This window comes from Streptomyces sp. NPDC039424 (assembly GCF_055639495.1).
In genome coordinates, this window is the sequence record NZ_JBVKAI010000006.1 from 261,499 (window position 1) to 284,258 (window position 22,760).

At 70.1% G+C, this 22,760-nt stretch carries 22 protein-coding genes and 2 pseudogenes; 13 read left to right on the forward strand and 11 right to left on the reverse strand.

All coding sequences use genetic code 11. From position 1 onward, the window contains the following. Positions 1-137 precede the first annotated feature (137 nt). Together ACZ7L0_RS18175 and ACZ7L0_RS18180 are read right to left on the reverse strand one after the other, a co-directional pair. The gene (locus tag ACZ7L0_RS18175) at positions 138-770 is read right to left on the reverse strand and encodes a DUF6368 family protein (RefSeq protein WP_471243449.1); all 633 of its coding nucleotides are present in this window, start codon (positions 768-770) and stop codon (positions 138-140) included. Positions 771-826: 56 nt separating this feature from the next. Further along, positions 827-1,222, reverse strand: a complete 396-nt coding sequence (locus ACZ7L0_RS18180) for a contact-dependent growth inhibition system immunity protein (RefSeq protein ID WP_471243450.1) — start codon at positions 1,220-1,222, stop codon at positions 827-829. Between the two features lie 113 nt (positions 1,223-1,335). Here ACZ7L0_RS18180 and ACZ7L0_RS18185 point away from each other — a divergent pair, with 113 nt between their 5' ends. Next, positions 1,336-2,415, forward strand: coding sequence for a protein kinase family protein (locus tag ACZ7L0_RS18185; protein ID WP_471243451.1), 1,080 nt, complete (start codon positions 1,336-1,338; stop codon positions 2,413-2,415). A gap of 96 nt (positions 2,416-2,511) precedes the next feature. Here the strand turns inward: ACZ7L0_RS18185 and ACZ7L0_RS18190 are convergent. Both ACZ7L0_RS18190 and ACZ7L0_RS18195 read right to left on the reverse strand, forming a co-directional pair. After that, positions 2,512-2,857: pseudogene (locus ACZ7L0_RS18190) on the reverse strand (hypothetical protein); the annotation flags it as partial. Between the two features lie 111 nt (positions 2,858-2,968). Beyond that, positions 2,969-3,847 carry a helix-turn-helix domain-containing protein gene (locus ACZ7L0_RS18195; protein WP_471243452.1) on the reverse strand — a complete coding sequence of 293 codons (879 nt, stop codon included), beginning with the start codon at positions 3,845-3,847 and terminating at the stop codon, positions 2,969-2,971. A 172-nt stretch (positions 3,848-4,019) separates the two neighbouring features. Here ACZ7L0_RS18195 and ACZ7L0_RS18200 point away from each other — a divergent pair, with 172 nt between their 5' ends. Next, positions 4,020-5,036 (forward strand): zinc-dependent alcohol dehydrogenase family protein, encoded by a 1,017-nt coding sequence (locus ACZ7L0_RS18200; RefSeq protein ID WP_471243453.1) that lies wholly within the window; start codon positions 4,020-4,022, stop codon positions 5,034-5,036. Between the two features lie 52 nt (positions 5,037-5,088). Further along, positions 5,089-5,280 (forward strand): hypothetical protein, encoded by a 192-nt coding sequence (locus ACZ7L0_RS18205; RefSeq protein ID WP_471243454.1) that lies wholly within the window; start codon positions 5,089-5,091, stop codon positions 5,278-5,280. A gap of 33 nt (positions 5,281-5,313) precedes the next feature. Here the strand turns inward: ACZ7L0_RS18205 and ACZ7L0_RS18210 are convergent, their stop codons facing one another. Then, a complete protein-coding gene (locus ACZ7L0_RS18210) occupies positions 5,314-5,757 on the reverse strand; it encodes a universal stress protein (RefSeq protein ID WP_471243455.1) in 444 nt (147 codons plus the stop codon). Between the two features lie 151 nt (positions 5,758-5,908). Then, positions 5,909-7,435: a bifunctional aminoglycoside phosphotransferase/ATP-binding protein gene (locus ACZ7L0_RS18215; protein ID WP_471243456.1), complete on the reverse strand. Its 1,527-nt coding sequence runs from the start codon at positions 7,433-7,435 to the stop codon at positions 5,909-5,911. A 234-nt stretch (positions 7,436-7,669) separates the two neighbouring features. Between ACZ7L0_RS18215 and ACZ7L0_RS18220 the strand changes: the two genes are divergently transcribed. After that, on the forward strand, positions 7,670-8,566 hold the full coding sequence (locus ACZ7L0_RS18220) for a pyridoxamine 5'-phosphate oxidase family protein (RefSeq protein ID WP_471243457.1): 897 nt from the start codon (positions 7,670-7,672) through the stop codon (positions 8,564-8,566). Between the two features lie 89 nt (positions 8,567-8,655). After that, entirely contained in the window at positions 8,656-11,049 is a 2,394-nt protein-coding gene (locus ACZ7L0_RS18225; protein ID WP_471243458.1) for a glycoside hydrolase family 65 protein, read from the forward strand. Between the two features lie 26 nt (positions 11,050-11,075). Here ACZ7L0_RS18225 and ACZ7L0_RS18230 read toward each other — a convergent pair whose 3' ends face one another. Continuing rightward, the gene (locus ACZ7L0_RS18230; RefSeq protein ID WP_471243459.1) at positions 11,076-12,227 is read right to left on the reverse strand and encodes an FAD-dependent oxidoreductase; all 1,152 of its coding nucleotides are present in this window, start codon (positions 12,225-12,227) and stop codon (positions 11,076-11,078) included. Between the two features lie 171 nt (positions 12,228-12,398). Here ACZ7L0_RS18230 and ACZ7L0_RS18235 point away from each other — a divergent pair, with 171 nt between their 5' ends. Continuing rightward, the gene (locus tag ACZ7L0_RS18235; RefSeq protein ID WP_471243460.1) at positions 12,399-13,010 is read left to right on the forward strand and encodes a TetR/AcrR family transcriptional regulator; all 612 of its coding nucleotides are present in this window, start codon (positions 12,399-12,401) and stop codon (positions 13,008-13,010) included. A 99-nt stretch (positions 13,011-13,109) separates the two neighbouring features. Then, positions 13,110-13,443: pseudogene (locus tag ACZ7L0_RS18240) on the forward strand (helix-turn-helix domain-containing protein); the annotation flags it as partial. 286 nt (positions 13,444-13,729) lie between these two features. On the opposite strand, the gene ACZ7L0_RS18245 reads toward ACZ7L0_RS18240, so the two are convergent. Further along, positions 13,730-14,467 (reverse strand): flavodoxin family protein, encoded by a 738-nt coding sequence (locus ACZ7L0_RS18245; RefSeq protein ID WP_471243461.1) that lies wholly within the window; start codon positions 14,465-14,467, stop codon positions 13,730-13,732. Positions 14,468-14,639: 172 nt separating this feature from the next. Next, positions 14,640-15,914 carry a benzoate/H(+) symporter BenE family transporter gene (locus ACZ7L0_RS18250; protein WP_471243462.1) on the reverse strand — a complete coding sequence of 425 codons (1,275 nt, stop codon included), beginning with the start codon at positions 15,912-15,914 and terminating at the stop codon, positions 14,640-14,642. Between the two features lie 29 nt (positions 15,915-15,943). Between ACZ7L0_RS18250 and ACZ7L0_RS18255 the strand changes: the two genes are divergently transcribed. Then, positions 15,944-16,564: a helix-turn-helix domain-containing protein gene (locus ACZ7L0_RS18255; RefSeq protein ID WP_471243463.1), complete on the forward strand. Its 621-nt coding sequence runs from the start codon at positions 15,944-15,946 to the stop codon at positions 16,562-16,564. 102 nt (positions 16,565-16,666) lie between these two features. On the opposite strand, the gene ACZ7L0_RS18260 is transcribed toward ACZ7L0_RS18255, so the two are convergent. Together ACZ7L0_RS18260 and ACZ7L0_RS18265 are read right to left on the reverse strand one after the other, a co-directional pair. Further along, on the reverse strand, positions 16,667-17,044 hold the full coding sequence (locus tag ACZ7L0_RS18260) for a nuclear transport factor 2 family protein (protein ID WP_471243464.1): 378 nt from the start codon (positions 17,042-17,044) through the stop codon (positions 16,667-16,669). Positions 17,045-17,771: 727 nt separating this feature from the next. Further along, positions 17,772-18,338 (reverse strand): hypothetical protein, encoded by a 567-nt coding sequence (locus ACZ7L0_RS18265; RefSeq protein WP_471243465.1) that lies wholly within the window; start codon positions 18,336-18,338, stop codon positions 17,772-17,774. Positions 18,339-18,799: 461 nt separating this feature from the next. Between ACZ7L0_RS18265 and ACZ7L0_RS18270 the strand changes: the two genes are divergently transcribed. The 5 genes from ACZ7L0_RS18270 (at position 18,800) to ACZ7L0_RS18290 (ending at position 22,749) form a co-directional block, all read left to right on the forward strand. Next, complete coding sequence (locus ACZ7L0_RS18270) at positions 18,800-19,939, forward strand: inorganic phosphate transporter (protein WP_471243466.1); 1,140 nt, start codon at positions 18,800-18,802, stop codon at positions 19,937-19,939. Positions 19,940-19,983: 44 nt separating this feature from the next. Then, positions 19,984-20,211: a hypothetical protein gene (locus ACZ7L0_RS18275; RefSeq protein ID WP_471243467.1), complete on the forward strand. Its 228-nt coding sequence runs from the start codon at positions 19,984-19,986 to the stop codon at positions 20,209-20,211. An 89-nt stretch (positions 20,212-20,300) separates the two neighbouring features. Next, on the forward strand, positions 20,301-21,110 hold the full coding sequence (locus ACZ7L0_RS18280; RefSeq protein ID WP_471243468.1) for an alpha/beta fold hydrolase: 810 nt from the start codon (positions 20,301-20,303) through the stop codon (positions 21,108-21,110). Beyond that, positions 21,110-22,390, forward strand: coding sequence for a SpoIIE family protein phosphatase (locus ACZ7L0_RS18285; protein WP_471243612.1), 1,281 nt, complete (start codon positions 21,110-21,112; stop codon positions 22,388-22,390). Before ACZ7L0_RS18280 ends, ACZ7L0_RS18285 begins: the two co-directional genes overlap by 1 nt. Further along, the gene (locus tag ACZ7L0_RS18290) at positions 22,387-22,749 is read left to right on the forward strand and encodes an STAS domain-containing protein (protein ID WP_471243469.1); all 363 of its coding nucleotides are present in this window, start codon (positions 22,387-22,389) and stop codon (positions 22,747-22,749) included. The genes ACZ7L0_RS18285 and ACZ7L0_RS18290 overlap by 4 nt, the downstream gene beginning before the upstream one ends. Positions 22,750-22,760 lie beyond the last annotated feature (11 nt).

Below are 22,760 nucleotides of genomic sequence, written 5' to 3' on the forward strand. Positions count from 1 at the left end.
CCGGCCATCGCCCACCTTCACCGCACGGCACTGCCAATGGCCATGCCCACCCGGCCGGTTGCGTCAAGGTTCCGCGCGGGGTCTTGCTCCCTCGGTGGCCCATGTGCACGCTCGCGAAGCTCGATCGATCATCTGGGCTACTTGACCAGCCGGAAGGCGGGGTGCCCCACCCAGGCCCGCAGGAACTCCGCCGTTCCCAGCGCCATCCAGTCGTCGTCCGCGATCCCCAACACCCCCGGAAGGCCGGCGACGACCGACTCCTGTCCGTCCAGCAGCTCGGCTTTGGCCACGCCCCCGATGACGTCCATGACAGCGGCGGTCAGCAGGGCGGTGGCCACGTGGTCGATCTCGCGATTGCAGCCGGCGCTGACATTGACGGCATGGGTCGGCCTGAAGCCGAGGATGGCCTCCACCTCGGGCTCGTCCGCGTGCTCAGCCTCGAAGACGCTCTCGTCGCCGACACCCGGCCCCATCAAGTAGACCAGGAAGGGCCGACGCCAGTCCTCGCGTTGCGGATTGAATCCCACCAGGGCCGTGAGCTCCTCGTCCGCGGAGGTGTTGCCGAGGAGTGGAAGCGGGAACGGCTTTCGCCAGTCCCCGTCTCGCCTGTCCTCGACGCCCAGTCGCTCTGCGGGCACGTTGACGTCGAAGAACCCGGGCCGCTTCTCGTCGAAGTGGGAGGAGAGCTCCACCATCAACGCGCGGAACTCCCGCAGAGCAGCCGGAGAGAGCGGCTCCGCCAACTCGATCACCAACGTCGGACCGGACATGCTGGAAGCCTAGTTCGATCGGCTCCCCACCCCAGTGAACCTATGCGGTCAGAGCACTAGGCAGCCAGGAACCCCTCGACCTTGTGTCGCAGATCAGGCGGCAGGTCGGTCAACCGCGAGACGATCGCGCGAAGCTCTCGGCAGAGCCCAGAAGCCTCGGCCCAGACTGCTGGGCTCCTGGTGAGGACCGCGGACAGCAGATCGCCCTCGTACATGTCTCCCTCTGCCATCGGGTCGTCCCGCAGTACCTCCAGGGCCAGGGGCAGGAGATGGGGCAGCCCCACGTCCTGCCCGATCAACAAGCGAAGGTCCTCGACGGTCAGCTCGCCGACCGGTCGACGCCGCAGGGCGTGCGCGGTGGTAACGAGACGGCTCGCGTCGGCCGGCGGAGCCGGCCAGCGGTCGCGTTCGAGTTCCTCGAGGGAGCGGTCACGATTCAAGGGGCGCGTCACCAGGCGATTGTCCTATGCGGAACAGACTGGGCAGATCGAGGGGGAGATCGAGGGGGGACACCTCCTGGCATGATCAACGGAAGCCGGATCCAGATGCCAGGTGGGAGCCGCCGATGGATATGACCGAGTCAGGACATGCCGTGCGAGTCTCCGCGTACGCGGCCGCGGGCACACGGCTGTCCCTGTTCAGTGACCGTCAGCTCCACAAGGCGGTGGCCGCCGCTCCGAGTCTTGGTTCCGGCATCGGCGGCAGGTCGGCGGAGATGGAAGTCGACGGGATACCGGTCTTCGTCAAACGGGTTCCGCTGACGGACATCGAGTTGCGGCCGGAGCACGTACGGTCGACGGCCAATCTTTTCGAGCTTCCCCTCTTCTACCAGTACGGGGTGGGATCGGCGGGCTTCGGTGCCTGGCGTGAGCTGGCCGCGCACATCATGACCACAGGCTGGGTACTGAAGAACGAGTACGCGGGGTTCCCGCTGCTCTATCACTGGCGGGTTCTGCCCGACACTCCCCCGGCCGGTTTCGTGGACGCGTTCGGGGGCGTTGAAGGGGCCGTCGCGCATTGGGAGGGGGCACCGGCCGTGCGCCGTCGGCTGGAGGCCGTAGGAGGGTCCTCCCACAGCCTGGTTCTCTTCCTGGAGCACCTGCCCCGGACGCTCGCCGCGTGGCTCGGCGACAACCGTGCTACGGCTGGTCCGGAGTCAGGAGGCGAGTCGGCCTATCGCTGGGTCGAGGATGAGTTGCTGCGGGGGACACGGTTCATGAGCGCGCGCGGACTGGTCCACTTCGACGCGCACTTCGCCAACCTGCTCACCGACGGCCGGCAGGTCTATTTCGCGGACTTCGGGCTCGCCCTGAGCCGCGACTTCGAACTCTCGGCGGAGGAGGACGCCTTCCTGACCGATCACCTTGTGTACGACCGCTCCTACGCACCGACGCACCTGCTTCGCCATCACCTGCCCGACGATGTGCGCGGTGGTACCGAACCCGGCACCCTCCTGCGAGCATGGGTCGACGGCCACCGACCCGACCGGATCTCGCCCGGCATCAGCGCGATCATCGACCGCCACGCCCCGCACGCCGTCGTCCTGGACGACTTCCATCATCGACTGCTCACACAGAGCAAGCGCACTCCGTTCCCCGCGGCAGAGATCAAGCGGGCCCTGGCCGGCGCGGCAGACAGGCCTTGAACGCAGGGAGGCCCCTGTCCCACCCGGCGTGAACTGGGTGGGGCAGGGGGCCTCTTTGTGCGGGTGCCTGCGAGGGTCTGGAAGGGCGCCGTCTCCTCACACGTGCGGGCGGCGGCCCTTCTCCTGGTGCGGGAACGTCTGGTCCGCGCCCGGCGGCGTCGGCTTCGGCAGCGTTGCCACCTCTTCCTTCGCCTTCTCGAGCTGCTCCGCCGTGTCGTCGGGCAGACGGGGCGGGCGGGGGCGGGCGTACTGGCCGGGACGCGGAAGCCGCCGCCTATCGGGAGGCCCTCGTCGGCATGATCCACGACACGGTCGGCAAGCGGTCGTTGCCGGCGTCGTCCTCGAAGGTGCCCTCCGGCTGGGGGCGTACGCCCCGCTCGTAGAGGGCCGAGCCCGGCTGCGCGTTCTTGAACGTCGCGAACTGCTCCGGCATGTTGCAGCCGGGTCGTTGCCCCGACTTGGGAGGGGAAACCTGGGAGAGACCCGATGGTCTCACTGCGATGGACACGGCTGATCGCCAAGCGTCCGATCATCATGGCCCCGGCGATCGCCGTCAGCCGGCGGAGGGTGAGGCCGTCAGGTCCTGGTCGGCGGCCCAGGACGACAGGATGCGCAGCCGCTCGTGGGTGGCGGAGCCGGGCAGGGCCGTCCACACGGTCAGGTGCTGGTCGGGGTCCGTGCTGGCGGTGAGGGTGTCCCAGTCCAGGACGAGTTCGCCCACGACCGGGTGGTTGAGGGTCTTCGTCCCGACGGTGCGGGCGGCGACGCGGTGATCGCCCCACCACCGGGCGAACTGCTTGTCCCGCATGGACAGTTCGCCGACCAGCTCGATGAGGCGGGGGTCCTCGGGGTATTTCGCCGCTTCCATCCGCAGCTGGGCCACGGAGATCTGTGCGGAGGTCTCCCAGTCGGCGTACAGGGTGCGCATGGCCGGGTCGGTGAACTGGATCCGGGGATAGTTGCGGTGCTTTTCCGGGATGCGGGAGAAATCGGTGACCAGCGCGGCGGCCAGCGCGTTCCAGGCCAGGATGTCCCCGCGTCGGCCCTGCACGACGGCCGGGGTGGCGGTGAGGTCGTCCAGGACTCGCTGCAGCTGCGGTTGGACCTTCTGCCGGCCGCGGCGGCGGCGCGTGGTGGTCTTGCCGGCGAGCTGGAAGAGGTAGCCGCGCTCGTCGTCGTCCAGGTGGAGCACCCGGGCGAGCGTGTCCAGCACGGGAGCGGATGCCTGCATGCGGCCTTGTTCGAGCCGGGTGTAGTAGTCGGTGCTGATGCTGGCGAGCTGGGCGACCTCCTCGCGGCGCAGTCCGGCGACCCGGCGGGGCCGGCCGGTGTCGGGCAGTCCGACCGTGCGCGGGCTCAGCTCCGAGCGGCGCTTCTTAAGGAATTCTCCCAGTTCGTTGAGGGGGACGTTGCTGGTCATGCTTCCCAGCATGACACCGCTCGCACCCGGGAAAGGGGGGGAGAATTCCTTCCCAGGATGTTCTGTTCCCAGGATGTATTTCTCCGCTTTTCGCGCCCGCTCTCGCATGCAAGGCTCGATTGTGAGCAGCTGTTCCTGACCCAGGCTGCGGTACACGGACCCTCGCACGGAAAGAAGCACCCTCATGCGCGGAGCAGTCATCTACGCCCCCGGCGACGTGCGCTTCGAGAACCTCGACGACCCGAAGATCGTCCAGCCGACCGACGCCGTCATCCGCACGGTCGCCACCTGTGTGTGCGGCTCGGACCTGTGGCCCTACCGCGGCCTGGAGCCCATCGGCGATCCGCACCCGATGGGTCACGAATACGTCGGCATCGTCGAGGAGGTCGGCAGCGAGGTCACCTCGGTCAAGCCGGGCCAGTTCGTGGTCGGCTCCTTCGCCACCTCGGACAACACCTGTCCGAACTGCCGTAACGGCTGGCAGTCCAACTGCCTGCACCGCGAGTTCATGAGCACCTGCCAGGCAGACTACGTCCGCATTCCCAACGCCCACGGCACCCTCGTCGCCACCGACGAGCACCCGGACGGCGACTTCGTGCCCAGCCTGCTCGCCGTTTCCGACGTGATGGGCACCGGCTGGTACGCCGCCCTCGCCGCCGAGGTCAAGCCCGGATCCACCGCCGTCGTCGTCGGCGACGGCGCGGTCGGCCTGTGCGGCGTCATCGCCGCCAAGGAGCTCGGCGCCGAGCGGATCATCGCGATGAGCCGTCACGAAGCCCGCCAGAACCTCGCCCGTGAATTCGGCGCCACCGACATCATCAGCGAACGCGGCGAAGAAGGCATCGCCCGCGTCAAGGACCTCACCGGCGGCATCGGCGCCGATGCCGTGCTGGAGTGCGTCGGGACCGCCGAGGCCATGCGGCAGGCGCTGCACTCGGCCCGGCCCGGCGGCAACGTCGGCTTCGTCGGCGTCCCGCACGAGGTGTCGATCGACGGCCAGGAGCTGTTCTTCTCCCACGTCGGCCTGCGCGGCGGCCCGGCCCCCGTCCGCCGCTACCTCCCCGACCTGATCGACCGGGTCCTCTCCGGCCGGATCAACCCGGGCAGGGTCTTCGACCTCACCCTCCCCCTGGAGCAGGTCGCCGAGGGGTACCGGGCGATGGACGAGCGCCGTGCCGTCAAGGCCCTCCTCACGCCCTGATCGTCGAACCTCCCGTAGCCGGGGCCGGGTGGCGGAAGAGGCGTTCAAAGCGATGCCGCACCTCACGGACGAGACGTGCTCGGCCGGCGATCCTCGGGTCGTCGAGCGGCTCCGTCTGGAGTACGAGGCCTGCCTGGCCGCCGTACACGCCCGTGGCACCGGGGCCGCGGGCGATGATCCGGCGCTGTGCCACGACCATTTCGCGGGGGCGGCGTCGATCTGTCCGCCTCGCGGGGCGCAGTGATCCGGCCGGAGGCGCCACCATGCCGGTCCGGGGTCACGACGGCTCGGACCGTACGATCACGACCGGGCAGCTCGCGTGCTGCGACACGTGCTGGCTGACGGAGCCGAGCAGGGCACGCGCGAATCCGCCCCTGCCCCTGCTGCCCACGACCAGGGCCTCAGCGCCCTCGGCGGCACGCAGCAGGATGTCGGCGGGATTTCCGTGCGCCAGGCGGGTCCGGACCGAACCGGCCGCGTCCGCGCCGAGCACGTCGGTCAGCTCCTGCCGCATCCGCTGCTGGGTTTCGTCCTTGTCGACGTCCACGTCCACGGCGGGCCCCGACCAGCCGTACAGGCCCGGAAGCTCCCATGCGGCCACCGCGTCCACGGTGCCGCCCACGAGACCGGCGTAGCGCACGGCCCAGCGCAGGGCCGCGTACGAGGACGCCGAGCCGTCGATCCCGACCACGATCCTCGGCGTGGAGACATCCCTGTCCATGCGTCCCACCTCTCCTGCGGTGCCTGCGCTCGCCCGGCCGGTGCACCTCTCCTCTCCACGCTGCGCGAGGCATCGCCGGAGCGCCAGAGAAGAGCGTCCAGCGGCATGACGGACCCGATCCGACCGTCTACGACCTCCCCGGCCGGAACATCTAGTCCGGCTCCATGTAGGGGCGGCGAAAGACCGGGGCCTGGCTGACGGCGCGCGGGCGAATCGCTGCCAGTGCCTGGACGACCGCTGCCTCCAGGGAGCCGCTGGTGTCGACCCTGACGGCTTCCGGCCACGGTGGCTCCGTCGCCGCCATGGCCGTGGCCACGTCGCGGTCGGCGTCGGACGCCCCGGGGGCGCGGGTGGCGAGACGGGCGGCCATCGTCCCGCCCGGTACCTGGCAGTGCAGGGCCACCAGGTCGGCGTGGGTGCGTTCGGCCATGCGCAGGGCGGCTTCGCGCTGTCCCGCGTCGTGCCAGGTGGCGTCCAGGACGACGGACTCACCCCGGGACAGCAGGGCTGACGCGCGGTCAAGCAGGGCGGCGTATGTCTTGCCGGTCCATTCGGGTGAGTACAGGCCCTCGCCGTAGGCCGCGGCCGCCGACTGCTCGGCCGGGATGCCCGCCAGCTCCTTGCGGACACGGTCGCTGCTGAGCAATGTGACGCCCAGCCGATCGGCGAGAGCGCCGGAAAGCGTCGACTTGCCGCTGCCCGGAAGACCGCCGACGAGCGTCAGGCCGACAGCGGAAGCGCGCAGGTGACGCGAGGTCGTGGTGATCAGCCGGCGGGCCGCCGCCGCTGCTCCGGGTGTGCTCTGCCGAGCCTGGATCATGGAGACCTTGGCACGGACGAACGCGCGGTAGGCGACGTAGTGGTGACGCAGGGACGGCGGTGCCGGATCCCCGGAGTACTCGCTGTATGCGGCGAGGAAGAACACCGCTGACTCCGGGGCGCCGAGCTGTTCCAGGTCCATGGCCAGGAAGGCGGCGTCGTCGAGGCCGTCGACGTAACGAAGGTGGTCGTCGAACTCCAGGCAGTCCAGGACGCGCGGGCCGTCGTCGAGGCAGAAGATGTCCTCGGCGAGCAGGTCCCCGTGACCGTCGACCACCCGCCCCTGCTCGATGCGCATGTCGAACAGCGACTCGCGGCCGGCCAGATAGCGGCGCACCAGACGCTCGATCTCCGCCACGCCGTCGGGGGCGCCACCGTCTTCGGACAGCGCGCGTACCTGGGCGAAGCTCGCTTCCCAGCGCGACGACAGCGCGTCGCGGGTGCCCTGCTCCACCACGTCCGGGCTCCGGGATGCGCGCGCGTGATGCGCGGCGAGCAGCCGGGCGACGGCCCGGAGAGCATCGTCGACGGCCACGCCTTCCCGCACCAGCTGGGAGAGGCGGCGGTCGATGGGCATGCGGCGCATCACCACGACCGGTTCGGGTACGTCCGTGTCCGGGCTGCGGAATTCGCCCACGCCGAGGTAGACGTCGGGAGCGAAACGGCGGTTGAGGGTGATTTCCCGCTCACACGCGGTGCGCCGCGCCGTCACGGTCGTGTAGTCGAGGAACCCCAGGTCGACCGGCTTCTTCAGCTTGTAGACGCGGTTCCCCGCGAAGAACACCACCGCGGTATGGGTCTCGCGCACCTCCGCGCGCGGGTACGGCGGAATCCCCGGGGCGGTACCCGACTCGGTCATGAGGGACGACGGCGACAGGGCACGACGACCGCGGCGGGGCCGCTCCTGGCCGCACGCACCAGGGTCACGACGTCTCGGGGCATGGGCTCTGCGACTGTGCGGTGATGCATGTTCGCCTCTCGTCCAGGTGGAGAAAGCCGATGATGGTCACCGGTCAAGGGCGTCACGCGATGCGGAGGCATCCCGCGCGTGTCACGGTGACTACAGCAGCATTCTGAGGAAACGGGGGCGATCATGCGAGCTCAACTGGGCGATCTACTCGTTGTCGAAAGCCCTGCCACCGGTGCCACCAGGCGCGACGGTGAAATCGTCGGACTCCATCACGCCGACGGTTCGCCTCCGTACGACGTCCGCTGGTCGGACACGGATGAGGTGACCCTCGTCTTCCCCGGTCCCGACGCGCACATCCGGCATGTCGAGCACGGACCCGCGAGCCCGAGTCCCTCCCGGCCGGACACGGCCGGCGGGACCTCGACGGGCAGGACGCGCAATCCCGGGGACATCGGCCGACGTGTCGCCGCCGAGCGCACCCGCCGGGGTCTGTCGCGGGCCGAGGCAGCCCGCCGCGCCGGAATGGCGCCGGAGTACCTGGCATACCTCGAAGAGCAGCCGGCCGACCCGACGACGGCTACTCTCATCCAGCTGGCCGACGCTCTGGGCACCAGCGTCACAGCCCTTCGCGGGGGCGGCGTCGATCTGCCACCCGGCCAGGGCGAGGCGCTCCGGCACCCCCGGCTGCGGGACCTCGGCACCGACGAGTGCCGCGCCCGGCTCTCCGCGCACGGCGTGGGGCGCGTCGCGGTGTCGACGCCGGACGGCCCGGCGGTGGTGCCGGTGAACTACGACGTCATCGACAACGCGATCGTCTTCCGGACCGCACCGGACTCGGTCCCGGCAGCCGCCGTGGGATCGGAGGTCGCCTTCGAGGTCGACCATGTGGACGAGGTCATGAGCCAGGGCTGGAGCGTGCTCGTCATCGGAACGGCGCGGGTGGTCACCGAGCCCGAGACGGTGCGGAAGTACGCCGACCGCGCCCACACCAAGCCATGGGCCGGGGGCGAACGCGAGATGTGGGTCGCGATCCAGCCCACTCGCATCACGGGACGCGGCATCACTTCGGCCGCGGAGTGAGCGAGGGCGCGCGCCAGGCGCACGGCGGCCGGGACGAGCGAGGTGTCCGACCTTCAGCAGATCGCCACGGCTGACGGTGAGGACGGCGGATGTCGGAGTGGACCTGGGAGTACGAGGGCTACGACCCCGCTGCCGAGCGGCTGCGGGAATCACTGTGCACGCTCGGCAACGGCTACTTCGCCACCCGGGGCGCGGTGCCCGAGAGCAGAGCGAGCCTCGTCCACTACCCGGCCACCTACGCGGCCGGGATCTACAACCGTCTGGAGTCGACCGTAGCGGGACACCGGGTGGTGAACGAGGACCTGGTCAATCTGCCGAACTGGCTGCTCCTCCGGTTCCGCCTCCGCTCGGCCGACGGACGGGCGGGTCCCTGGTTCTCTCCCGACAGACGGCGGCCGTTCGACCACCGGCACACGCTGGACCTGCGCCGCGCCACTCTGACGCGCACGTTCCGCATCCAGGACGAAAAGAGGGGTGTGCTGCGCGTGGAGCAGCACCGGCTGGTGCACATGGCGGATCCTCACCTGGCCGCGCTACGGACCGTCTTCACCGCCGAGGAGTGGTCGGGGGAGATAGAGGTCGAGTCCGTCCTCGACGGTGAGGTGACCAACGGCAACGTGCACCGCTACCGTTGCCTCAACCGTCAGCACCTGGCCGAAGTCAGGACCGGAGTGGCCGGGGCAGGCACCACCTGGCTGCGGTGCCGCACCAGCACGTCCGACATCGGCATCGCCATGGTGGCGCGCACGGTCGTCGTCGGGCGGTCGGCCACCTCGTCGGAACTCCGTCCGTCCGGGCGCCGTGCGGTGCACCGGCTGGTGATACCGATCGCTCCGGGGCGGCCCGCCGTCGTGGAGAAGACCGCGGCCCTGCACACCTCGCGTGACCCGGCGATCAGTGACCCGCTCGGGGCGGCGCTCGACAGGGTGAGCGCGGCACCCTGCTTTCCGGAACTCCTGGAATCCCACGCCGCGGCATGGGCGCGGCTGTGGCGGTGTGCGGACGTCCAGGTGCCCGGGGAAGCGGGCCGAGTGCTGCGCCTGCACCTGTTCCATGTGCTGCAGACGCTGTCGCCGCACACCGCCGAACTGGACGTCGGGGTCCCGGCCCGCGGGCTGCACGGTGAGGCGTATCGGGGGCACGTCTTCTGGGACGAGCTCTTCGTGCTGCCATATCTGAACCTGCACTTTCCGGAAGTCTCGCGGGCGCTGCTGGACTACCGCCACCGGCGCCTGCCGCAGGCGTGCCGCGCGGCCGGCGCGGCGGGCAGGTCGGGGGCCATGTATCCGTGGCAGAGCGGCAGCGACGGGCGTGAGGAAACCCAGCAGCTGCATCTCAACCCCCGTTCGGGTCGCTGGCTGCCGGACAACTCACGGCTTCAGCACCACGTGGGGTCCGCGGTGGCGTACAACGTGTGGCAGTACTGCGAAGCGACCGGCGACACGGAGTACCTGCACACCAAGGGCGCCGAGATGCTGCTGCAGATCGCCCGCTTCTGGGCGGACACCGCGCGGTTCGCCCCCGAGCTGGGCCGCTACCGTATCCGAGGTGTGGTCGGCCCCGACGAGTACCACGACGGGTATCCGGACGCCGAACGGCCGGGCGTCGACGACAACGCCTACACCAACGTCACCGCCGCCTGGGTCCTCGGCCGCGCTCTGGACGTCGTACGGCGCCTCCCCGTATGGCGTCGCCAGGAGCTGTTCGAACGTATCGGGCTGGACGGCGGTGACCTGCCGAAGTGGGACGACATCTCCCGCCGGTTGCTCGTACCGTTCCACCAGGGCGTCATCAGCCAGTTCAACGGCTACGGCGACCTCGCCGAACTGGACTGGGACGCCTACCGCGCCCGCTACGACAGCATCCGGCGGCTGGACCGCATCCTCGAGGCTGAGGGCGACACCGTCAACCGGTTCCAGGCCTCCAAGCAGGCCGACGTCCTGATGCTCGGCTATCTCTTCTCCCCCGGTGAGCTCAGGGAGGTGTTCCTCCGTCTCGGATACGAGCTGGACGACGAGCTCTGGCGCCGGACCGTGGACTACTACCTGCGACGCACCAGCCACGGCTCCACGCTCAGCAGTCTCGTCCACGCCTGGGTTCTCGCCCGGGTCAGCAGGTCCGAGGCCTGGACCTACTGCCAGGAAGCCCTGGAACAGGATGTCGCCGATCTCCAGGGCGGCACGACCGGCGAGGGCATCCACCTCGGTGCCATGGCCGGGACGCTGGACCTGGTGCAGCGCGGCCTGACCGGCCTCGAGACGCGCGAGGATGCCCTGTGGCTGGACCCGGCGCCGCTTCCGGAGCTGTCCGAGTACGGATTCTCACTGCGCTACCGCGGTCATTGGGGCGTAGGTGTGCGGTTGCGGAACGGAGAACTGCGGATCGGCGTCCCCGACTCGGAGGAATCACCGATCCGCGTAGTCCTGACCGATCGGGTCGTGACGATCGCACCGGGGCAGACCCATGTGGGTTCAGGCCGGTAGTCCGCGGGACCGCTGGGAGCTGTTCGTCATGCGCCGCGCGATTGGCCGGACTGCGCGGGTTCGGCGGCGTCGGGCACGGACAGAAGGGACTCGGCACCGCCGTCGAGCATGCGGGCCATCTCGGCCGAGCGCGGGAGCATCGACTTCTCGTAGCTGAGCACGGCGTCGTCGACGGTGGAGGAGTGGACGAGTGCGAGGGCGAGTTCGCTGGCGTCGAGCATGGCGAGGTTGACGCCGACGCCGAGCGGTGGCATGAGGTGGGCGGCGTCTCCCAGAAGTGTCACGCTGGGCGAGTGCTCCCATGTGTGCGGCACCGGCAGGGCGAAGAGCGGACGGTCGACGTAGGCTCCGTCGTTGTCGGTGATCATCCGGAGTATCTGTGGTGACCAGGCCGCGTACTCGCTCAGCAGGTGCGCGCGGATGCCCTCGGTGTCCTCGGGACGGAGTCCGTTCGCCGTGAGCCAGTCCACGGGGACGCGCCGCATGACGTAGACACGCATGTGGTCGCCGCTGTTGCGCTGTGCGAACAGGCCGCGCCGGCCGTCGGCGACGTGGGTGCTGCCCTTGCCGACCAGTTGGGAAAGCTCGGGGTGTGCGGTCTCCATGTCGTCGAACCATGCCTCGAGGAAGCTGACGCCGGTGTAGCGCGGTGTCGCGGGCGACACGGCGGCGCGGACGCGGGAGGAGGCGCCGTCCGCACCGATCACGAGATCCGCCTCGACGGCCGTCCCGTCGGTGAACGTCAGCGTGCGCGGCCCGTCGGCCGGTCCGCTCACCGATTCGAGAGTGCGTCCCCACTGAACCGTCCCCGCCGCGAGTGAGCGCAGCAGAAGATCGCGAAGCTGTCCGCGGTCGATCTCGGGGCTTGCCGTTTCACCCTCCTCCGGCAGATGGTGGGCGAGGACGCGCCCCGCGGAGTCCATGCGGCGCATCTCCTGGCTCTCGAGCCTGGCGAGCGCGAAGAACTCCTCCAGCAATCCCGCTTCACGGAGTGCGAGCTGGCCGTCTTCCTCGTGCAGGTCGAGTGAGCCTCCCTGGTTGCGGGAGCTCGCGTCCGGATCGCGGTCGTACACCGTCACCGCGATGCCGTGCCGCTGCAGGATGCGTGCGCACGTGAGGCCTCCCGGGCCGGCGCCGATGATGCTGATCCGCGCGTTCACGGGCGTCGGAGAGTCCACGGTGGATTCCTTTCGTCGGTGGGGTGCCCGGTGCCGCCACGGCGCGGCGATGCCCGGTGCCGCGCCCCCACGGGGCGGCAACCCCTGCGGAGACCACCAAAACAGAAACGAGTCCATAAGTGCAACCGTTACAGTTTCTGCTCCATTCCACTTGTGGGATAGAGTGGCGGCATGCCCGACTCCCCGCCCATAGGCCGTCGCGAGCGCAAGAAGGCCGCGACGAGGCAGGCCATCGCCGACGCCGCCCTGGAGCTCTTCCTGGAGCACGGTTTCGATCGAGTGAACGTCCGCGACATCGCCGAAAGAGCCGACGTGTCGACGACGACCCTCTTCGCCCACTTCCCGAGCAAGGAAGCACTGGTCTTCGACCGTGAAGAAGTCGTCGACGCGGAACTGGCCGCCGCCGTCCGCGAACGGCCCGCCGGCCAAGACGTGGTCGAGGCGCTCCGCGCCCACGCGCTGAAGTCCTGGGTGCCGATCGCGTCGGACCCACGTCTGGAGCGGTTCACCGCACTGGTGGACCAGACGCCGGCTCTCCGCGAGTACGCGGAGCGCATGTGGATGCGGCACGCGGGCACCCTCAGCGCCGTGATCGCGGAGGAACTCGGCCGAGAAGCGGATGATCTCGCATGCTCGGCACTCGCACGGTTCGTCCTGGAGATCCCGACCTTGGCCAAGGGCCGGCATGATCCACGCGCGACTGTGGAGACGGTGTTCGACCTGCTGATCCACGGTTGGCGGTCGCAGAACGATGCCGGGGGTGCGAACACGGGCTCCTCCTAGCCCGGTTCCGTCGCCATGGCCGACGGAGGCTGCCCGAGCGCAACCGGTGCTTCCGCCCAGTTCATGGCCCCCTCGCGTCCGTACTGTCAGACTGGCCGCATGGCACGTGAGCAGTCGAACGGCAACTGCGGCATGGAACTGGGTGCCTTCCTGCGCGCCCGCCGCGAGGGGAATCACCCCCGAGGAGGCCGGGCTGCCGACCGGGCCGGGAGTGCGGCGCACGCCCGGCCTTCGCCGGGAGGAACTGGCCACGCTCGCCGGCATGAGCGTCGACTACTACGTCCGTCTGGAGCGCGGCCGGGAGACCAACCCCAGCCCCTCCGTCGTCGACGCGCTCGCCCGCGCGCTGCTGCTGGACTCTGCCGAACACGAGCACTTGCGGGCCCTGGTCACCCGGGCCGCGGGCGTCTCCGCGCCGGAGCCGCCGTCGGCGGTTCGTGACCGGGGCTGCCCAGGGCCATGATGGAGACCATGCTGCCCGCCAGGCTGGTGATCTACCCGAACCCAGACCTGGAGATCCGTTTCTCGTGGGCGACGAACACGATGCGCGCGTTCAGGGAGCGGCGAGGCATCGTGCCGGTGCTGGCACTGTCGGTTGGTGGCGATGCACGAGCCGACGCGCTCCTGTCCTCCTCAGGGATGAGCGCTGAATGCTGCGTGGGTATGACAGCGCGGCAGGTCTCGGCGCCGGGCCGCGGCTGCCCCGGCGGTTGGTTCCCCTACCGGTGTTCGGGGTTCTCGTAGTCGTGGCGGCAGCCGGCGTCCCAGGCGGTGCGCTGGTTGCCGTGGGCGGGGATGCCGCCCAGGTCTTTCAGCGCCCGGGCCAGGTGGAGCAGGTTCCAGGTCATGAAGGTGGTGTTGCGGTTGGTGAAGTCGTTGTCCGGGCCGCCCGAGCCGGGGTCGAGGTAGGAGGGGCCGGGGCCCGCCTCGCCGATCCATCCTGCGTCCGCCTGGGGCGGGATGGTGTAGCCCAGGTGCTGCAGGCTGTAGAGGACGTTCATGGCGCAGTGCTTGACGCCATCCTCGTTGCCGGTGATCAGGCAGCCGCCGACGCGGCCGTAATAGGCGTACTGACCGGCTTCGTTGAGCAGGCTGGAGCAGGCGTAGAGGCGTTCGATCACCTGCTTCATCACGGAGCTGTTGTCGCCCAGCCAGATCGGGCCGGCCAGCACGAGGATGTCGGCCGCCATGACCTGCTGGTAGAGGTCCGGCCAGGCGTCCGTCTCCCAGCCGTGCTCCCTCATGTCGGGCCACACACCGGTCGCGATGTCGTGGTCCACCGCCCGTACGACATCGACGTGCACTCCCTGCGCGTCCATGATGGCGGTGCTGCGGTCGATCAGCCCCTGGGTGTTGCTCGTCTCCGGGGAGCGTTTGAGGGTGCAGTTGAGCACGAGGGCACGCAGGTCGTCGTAGCGGGCGGGGGGCGCGTCGTTGGCGGGCGACGAAGCGGTCACACGGTCCTCCCATGGCCCGGCCGCAGCACGGTGCGGCGGCGCGTACACATCCAGACCCACCGTGCGGGACGACTGCGGCGGACGCTATCGCGATGCCTCCGAACGGCCCCGGCATGGCCCCGACGCGACTGCTCGGGCCCGGGTCGATACGGCTGGGGGCGGGGAGGTCGGGTCAGGGTTCTCGCCGCGGAGGCCGGGGCTGTGGGTGGGCGGGGCCGACCGTGTCCGCCGTCCCTGGTGACGGCGTCGGACCGCTCTGGTCGGTTGCCGGGGGCGGGGCGAGTGCCGCAGGGGCCGCGGGGATCAGGCGGTGGGCGGCGAGGCCGCCGAGGACGGCCCAGAACGGTGCGCTGATGCCGAACGCTGTGATCCCCGAGGCGGTGATCACGAAGGTGATGACCGCTGCCTCGCGGCCCTCCGTGTGGGTGAGGGCGGAGGCGAGGGCGGAGCCCAGGGTCGGGAGGAGTGCCAGGCCGGCGATGGCTTGCAGGAGGAGTGGGGGTGCGGCGGTGAGGAATGCGGCGGCGAGACCGGCGCCGAGGCCGAGCACGATGTAGACGATTCCCGTGGTGACGGCCGCCAACCAGCGCCGCTCGCGGTCCGGATGAGCGTCGGGGCCCGCGACGAGAGCGGCTGTGATCGCGGCGAGGTTGACCATGAAGACACCGCCGAGGGAACCGACGGTCGTGGTGAGCCCTGTGCTGACCAGGATGGTGCGCATCTCCGGTCGGTAGCCGAAGTGGCGGAGCACTGCGTGCCCGGGGATGTTCTGGGAGGCCATCGTGATGATGTAGAGCGGCACCGCGATCCCGACGACCGCACCCCAGCCGAAGGCGGGTGGCGTGAGGACCGGGGCGGGTAGCAGATCGGCCGCTGCGCCCGACGGTCCGGAGGACCGTATGAGGAGGCCCGCCACGGCGGTGAGGAGCGCGCCTGGTGTGGCCCAGCGTCTGGCGTAGCGGGTGAGCAGGGCCCAGACCCCGATGACGGGCAGGGCCAGCGCGGGGAGTTGGGCAGCGGCACGTACCGGGGCCAGGCACAACGGAAGCAGGACGCCCGCGAGGAGGGACGTCGCCAAAGGCACGGGTATCGCTGCGATCAGGCGGCCGAGCCGCCCCCACACTCCGGTGAGCAGGACCAGTACACCGCTGATCAGGAAGGCGCCGACGGCATACCGGTAGCCCCCGGCCTGGTGGCCCGCACCGACGAGGAGCGCCGCGCCGGGTGTGGACCAGGCGATGCTGATGGGCTGCCGGTAGCGCAGACTCAGCCAGATGCCGAGCCCGCCCATGGCGAGGCAGAGCAGGAGCAGTCCGGAGACGGCTTGGTGCTGGTCCGCACCGACGGCCCGAAGGCCGCTGAGGACAAGCACGAAGGAGCTGGCGAACCCGACGATGGCGCTGACGAGACCGATGACGAGGGGCTGGCTGCTGGCGGGTAAAGGCATCGAAAGCTCCGTTCCATTTATGGAACACTATGCCTCGTGTTCCGTTTACGGAACAGGGCCTTGGAGGAATACTCGACGCCATGGACAGATCGTGGACAGACGACGCCGCGGAACGGACCGGGGTACGCCTCCGCCAACTGCGCGCCGCTCGGGGGCTGAGTCTGTCCGAGCTGGCCCGCCGGGCAGGGATCGGCAAGGCGACTCTCTCACGACTCGAAAAGGGGACCCAGAACCCCACCGCCGAGACGTTGTACGCGATCGCGGGCCAGCTCGGTGTGCCACTGGCCGCTCTCCTCTCCCCGCCCGGCGCCGACCCCCAAGCCGTTCCCGAGGTACATGGGACAGCAGTGTCCGCGACGCTGCTCGAAGTCTTCCAGGACGCCGGTGTGAGCACAGAGCTCTACCGCTTACACATCAGACCCGGCGCCGTTCAGACATCCCCCGCGCATGCGCCCCGGACAGTCGAGTACCTCACCGTGTTCACCGGCACCGCACGCGTGGGCCCCGCCGACTCACCGCTCACCGTCCGAGCCGGAGAACACACGTCCTGGTCCTCCGACCGCCCGCACATCTACGCGGCACTGGGTGAAGAGGAAGTCGAAGCCAGCCTGCTGATCAGACACCTCCTCAGTGACCCGCATGGCCACTGACGTCGGCTGCGCGTCCCCGGCATCCCCAAGGGCAGGCGCGGACTTACGCTGCGGTCCGGTCAGGCAGTGCGGCCGAGACCGCACGACGGGACCGGCGCACGGTCACATCCGCCGCACATACGCGGCCCGCCACTCCGGCGACGGGTCCGACCCCAGCTCCGTCCAGTACTCCCGGCCATCAACGATCTTCCCGCCCCGGACCGTCCAGAACGACACCGCACGGTGGACCCCCAACGTGTCATGAGGGACTTCCACCTCGGAAACCACCACCTCGCCGTCGGCCACGAGCCGCAGAACCCTGATCGCCCACCCCTCCGGATACTCCGCGTTGACCTTCACGAAGTTTCCGCGGCCCTCGATCCGCTCGCCGCTGACCGGCCACTCCACCACCAAGTCCTCGGCCAGCAACTCACCAAGCCCCTTCCAGTCCCGGGCCTGCATGCGATCCCAAAATCCCTGAACGACCTTCGACGGTTCCATAAACGCATCCTGGCAGGCCCCACTGACAAGCGCCGACCCGTGGGGGCCCGACCACTTCCTGCCTGGGGCGGGATCGCCCACAGCGTGCCGTGCGGTTATGCGGGGATGAAACTCGGCCACCAGGGTGGGACATTCCCCGGGCATCGAGGGGCGGGGTAGGAGTCCGCCATGCCGAGCCACGTCACCAGGAACCACGAGACGCACACGGTGAAGACGAGCCCTGCGGTCAGTGCCGCGCTTCGGTGACGTCTTCCCAGGGTGCCGTACAGGACGGCCCAGGAGACGGCTACGGCGATCCATATGAGAGGGGCGAGAAACAGCAAAGTCATGCTGTTGGCCGATGCGTTGGCGCCGACGTCACACGCCGCCCACACCCTCCCGATCGTGGCGATGGAGACCACGGAGGCCAGCCCCCCGAAGAGGACGCCGCACCGAATTCCTCTGGACCAGGGTCTCGGAGGTCTCGCCGACCCAGCTTCCACCATCGCCAATCTCCCCTCGTCGAAAGGGTGGAGACTACCGAAATGCTTGAAGCGGTGAGTACGCAAGCGAGGGGGGCGCTCGGGCCGACCGGCGACGGTGGGTATGCCGTCGATGCACGGCCTGGTCGAGGAGATGGCGGTCGAGGCCCCGTGTCGGCGGACCGTCGACGGGTCGCCGCGGTCGCTGCCGTCACTGTCCCCGACCGTCCGCTTCTCCCTCGACCGGTTCTCCAGAGCCCGGCCGTTCAGGACGAGCCCGTGGGCCGCGTTGCGGGGATCAGGTCCCTCAGCGGCGTCCCGCTTCCCCAGCGTTCGAGGAGCGGGCCGTCGATGAGCCGGATGTCGTCCTGGCGTCGGGCCCAGTGGGCGTCACGGCGGCTGAAGGTGCCGCGATGCACCACCAGGCGCCAATGAGGGCCAGGCTTCGGCCGTCCCGCGGCGCCCGCGCCGGCCGGAGCGGGTGTGTCCTCGTCCGGCAGGGGCTCGGCAACCGGGCGGAACGCCACTTCGAGACGGCGTCCGCGGGCATCGCGGGCGCACAGCCGGGGCCGGTCCGCCGCCGGCAGGGGCAGCACCCGCCAGCCGTCCCGGCGCAGCATCCGGGAGACGGCCAGTACCAGCCCGGGAGTGTCCAGTTCCGCGATCTCCTCGGGGGTGTAGTAGCCGAGACGGCGACGGGCGAGCGGGCGGTGCCGGCGCCATCCGGCCGCGACCATCACGGTGACCAGACCTACGGCCACCACGAGTCCTCCGATCCCCAGGACCCGGTAGACCGCGGCCAAAGCGGCGACCACGGCGCACACGAGGGTCACGAGAGCGACGAGAGCCGGCAGCACCTCGCGCAGCTCGGGTCCGTACCGTCCTTGCGCCCGCAGTTCCCGGACCGTACGACGACGCCGTGAGAGCCAAGACCCACCCGCTCCGGCCCGCCCCCGCCTACGCGACACCAGGTCCAGCCCCCCAAACCCCCGCGCACCTCGTTTTGAGGGGATGGATACCCGCTCCGGGCGGGCCATCCGCGGCATGGGAGGGATCCGGCCACACTCCGGCCGAACCGCTACCCACCCAGGAGGACTTGGGGTCCCGCCGGGGCGTTCGGCCGTCGTACGGACGTTTCTGCGGGGCATGGTCCGGAGCGGGCCGCCGGAGCGGATTTCGAGGCGCCGCCCCGCCGGTCGCGGGCCCGGGACGCGCCGCTTAGCGTGGAAGTCAGGACGCGTCCGGGCGGGCGACGGCACGGCGGGCGCGGGGCCCTGCTCTGAGAGGTCTCCCAGTGGGTACCGTCTCGTTCCTCCTCATCGTGGTCGTTGCGACGGCCTTGGCCTTCGACTTCACCAACGGGTTCCACGACACGGCCAACTCGATGGCGACGTCGATCGCCACCGGGGCCCTGAGACCGCGCGTGGCCGTCGCCGTCGCGGGGCTGCTGAACCTGGCGGGCGCGTTCCTGTCCACGGCGGTCGCCAGGACCGTCTCCGGCGGCATCGTGGACGACGCCAGAGTGTCCCTGGTGATGATCTTCGCCGGGCTCGTCGGCGCCCTCCTGTGGAACCTGCTGACCTGGCTCGCCGGGCTGCCGTCGAGTTCGTCGCACGCGCTGTTCGGCGGGCTGATCGGCGCCGTGTGGGTCGGCGCCGGCGGATCCGCGGTGCAGTTCGGGGTGATCGTCGAGAAGATCGTGATCCCTGCCGTCCTCTCACCGCTCGTCGCCTGCGCCGTGGCCGTGCTGGCGACCTACTTCGCGTACGTCATCACCCGGCGGGCGGCACCCGGCCAGGCGCGGCGCGGATTCCGCAGGGGGCAGATCGGTTCGGCGTCGCTGGTGGCGCTCGCCCATGGCACCAACGACGCGCAGAAGACGATGGGTGTCATCACCCTGGCCCTCATCTCCGCCGGGGTGCTCACCCACGACGCCGGGCCGCCCTGGTGGGTGGTGGCCACCTCCGGGCTGGCGATCGCGCTCGGTACGTACACCGGCGGCTGGCGGATCATCCGCACCATGGGCAAGGGACTCACCGACATCGAGGCGCCGCAGGGCTTCGCGGCCGAGACCAGCGCGACGGCCGTGATTCTCGCCTCGTCCCACATGGGGTTCCCCCTGTCGACCACGCAGGTGTGCACCGGCAGCATCCTGGGCGCGGGCCTGGGCCGCAGGATGGCCCAGGTGCGGTGGGGCGTGGCTGGGCGCATCGCACTGTCCTGGCTGCTCACGCTGCCCGCGGCGGCGGCCGTCGGCGGCGCGGCGGCCTGGCTCGCCGGTCGTGGCACCGTGGGCGTGGCCCTGGTGGCCGCCGCCGCGGCCGCCTCGGCGGCCGGGTTCTGGGCCCTGTCCCGCCGCCGCCCCGTGACCCCGGACAACGTCAACGAACTGCCCGACCGACTGCCCGAGCCCGCGGCGCGGACCAGGGCGTGAGGGCCGGGCGGCCGTCGCGTCCTGCGGCGAAAGGAGGCGGGACGATGAACATCCACTGGGACACCCTCGGCGGTGTGTTCGGTGTGAGCCTCGGGATCACGCTGCTCACGGTCGTGCTGTTCTCCCTCGGCATCGCCGCCTGGCCCCGCGGCGACGGCGGCGAAGGCGCCCGCGGCTCCAGCCGGTCGGCCGCCACCGTGGCGGCGGTGCTGTGTTTCGGCGCGTGCCTGGCGGTCGCCGCCTACGGGCTCGCCCTGATCGTCGGCGGTTGAGGGGATCACCGCCGGGACCGCAGGACCTGGCAGACGGCAGTCACCGGCATCAGAACCGGCAGCGAAACCGGTCTGCGAGGATGGGGCGTATGGCCGTGCGAAGCAGGAACCAGGTGATGGTGACCGGCCGGGCCGGGGGGCCGGTGGTGATGCTGGCGCACGGGTTCGGGTGTGACCAGAACATGTGGCGGCTGGTCGTGCCGCTGTTGGAGCGCGATTTCACCGTGGTGCTCTTCGACCATGTGGGGGCCGGGCGTTCCGATCTGTCGGCGTGGAGCGCGGAGCGCTATTCCTCGATGGAGGGCTATGCCGAGGATGTGCTGGAGATCTGCCGGGAGCTGGCGCTCGGCCCGGTGACGTTCGTGGGTCACTCGGTGAGCGCCATGATGGGCGTGCTGGCGGCGGCGTGGGAACCGGAGGCGTTCGCAGGACTGGTGCTGCTGGCCCCGTCTCCGTGTTTCATCGACGATCCGGCTGCCGGCTATCGGGGCGGCTTCAGCGCCGAGGACATAGATGAGCTCCTTGACTCGCTGGATGCGAACTATCTGGGCTGGTCGGGCGCCATGGCGCCGGTGATCATGGGCAATCCCGAGCGTCCGGAACTGAGCGAGGAGCTGACCAACAGCTTCTGCCGCACCGACCCGGACATCGCCCGCGTCTTCGCCCGGGTGACGTTCCTGTCCGACAACCGCGAAGACCTCGCCAAGGTCACCGTGCCCACTTTGGTCGCCCAGTGTTCCAGAGACGCGATCGCTCCTGCGGAGGTCGGCGCCTTCGTCCACGCGCGGATTCCCGGAAGCCTGCTGGTCACGCTGAACGCGACCGGGCACTGTCCCCAGCTTGCCGCCCCGGAGGAAACGGCCGCCGCCATCGCCGCCTTCGCTGGAGTGGCGCGATGATGTGCAAGACCAGCGGCGACGAGAGCGGCGAGAGGCCGGGCCCCGAAGAACGGGCTCGTGACGGCCAGGCGGCGTTCTCGGCTCTGCTGGAGGACAGCGTCGAGGAACTGTACGAGCACGCGCCGTGCGGCTACCTCTCCACACTGCTGGACGGCACGATCGCGAAGATCAACTCGACGCTGCTGGGCTGGCTCGGCTACGACCGTGGCGACCTGGTGGGCCGCAAGGCGTTCTCCGACCTGCTCACCGTGGGCGGCCGCCTCTACCACGAGACCCACTTCGCCCCCCTGCTGGGCATGCAGGGCGAGATCAGTGGGATCGCCCTGGAGCTCAAAGCGGCCGACGGCAGCCGCCTGCCGGTGCTGGTGACCTCCAAAGTCAAGAACGGCAGCGACGGGCAGCCGCTGCTGATCCGCACCACCGTCTTCGACGCTCGCGACCGCCGCGCGTACGAGACCGAGCTGCTGCGCGCCCGGCAGGAAGCGGAACGTGAACGCGAGGAACTCAAACGCCTCAACACCGTCCTGCAGCAGACTCTGCTGCCCCCGGCCCTGGCGAATGTCCCCGGCCTGGACGTGGCCGCGCACTATCACATCGCTTCCAGCGACATGGTCGGCGGCGACTTCTACGACCTCTTCCCGCTCGCCGCCGGAACGTGGGGACTGTTCCTGGGCGATGTGTGCGGCAAGGGAGCCGCCGCTGCGGCCGTCACCTCCCTGGCCCGCTACACGCTGCGCGCCGCCGCCGTCTACGATCCCGACCCGGCCGCCGTCCTGAGCAACCTCAACACGGTGCTCAACCACGAGTACAACGGTCACGACCCGCGGTTCTGCACCGTCATCTTCGGACTGCTCACCCCCGACACCGATCAGGGCGGCTTCCGCATCACCCTGGCCAGCGGCGGCCATCCCCCGGCTCTGCTGATGCGCGCCGACGGCAGCGCCGACTACCTGCCCACCCCCGGCGGCCAGCTGATCGGTGTACTGTCCGACGCCCACATCGCCACCACCACCGTCCGCCTCGATGCCGGAGACACCTTGCTGCTCCACACCGACGGCCTCACCGAAGCCCACATCGCCCAGACCGCACAGGCCACCGACGGCACCCGCTACGGCGACGAAGCCCTCCTCGACTTCGCCCGTGCCCTGGCACCGACCACCGCCGCCGACGCCATCACCGCGATCATCGACCTGCTCGACACCTTCGGCACCGGTGTGGAAGACGACACCGCCGTCCTTGCCATCAACGTGCCCCGACCCACCAGTGAAGAGCAGCAGTGAACCAGCTCACCATCCGCACCCGCGCCACCTCCGCCGGGCCCGTCATCGAACTCACCGGAGAGCTCGACTACGACAGCGCCCCCGAAGTACGCGCACTGTTGCCCAGCCTGACACTCCGAGCGGGTCAGCAACTCGTCATCGACCTGGCCGGCATCACCTTCTGCGACTCCAGCGGCATCACCGTCCTGATCGCCGCCCGCAACCACACCCTCGCCGCCCAGGCAGGCATCGCACTGGCCGCCGTACCCGACCGTGTCAGCCGGATCTTCCACCTCGTCGGACTGGAACAGGTCTTCCCCACCCACCCCACCGCACAGGCAGCCGAAGCCGCTTGGACAGCCTCCATCCCCCACCCCTGAACAACACGAGC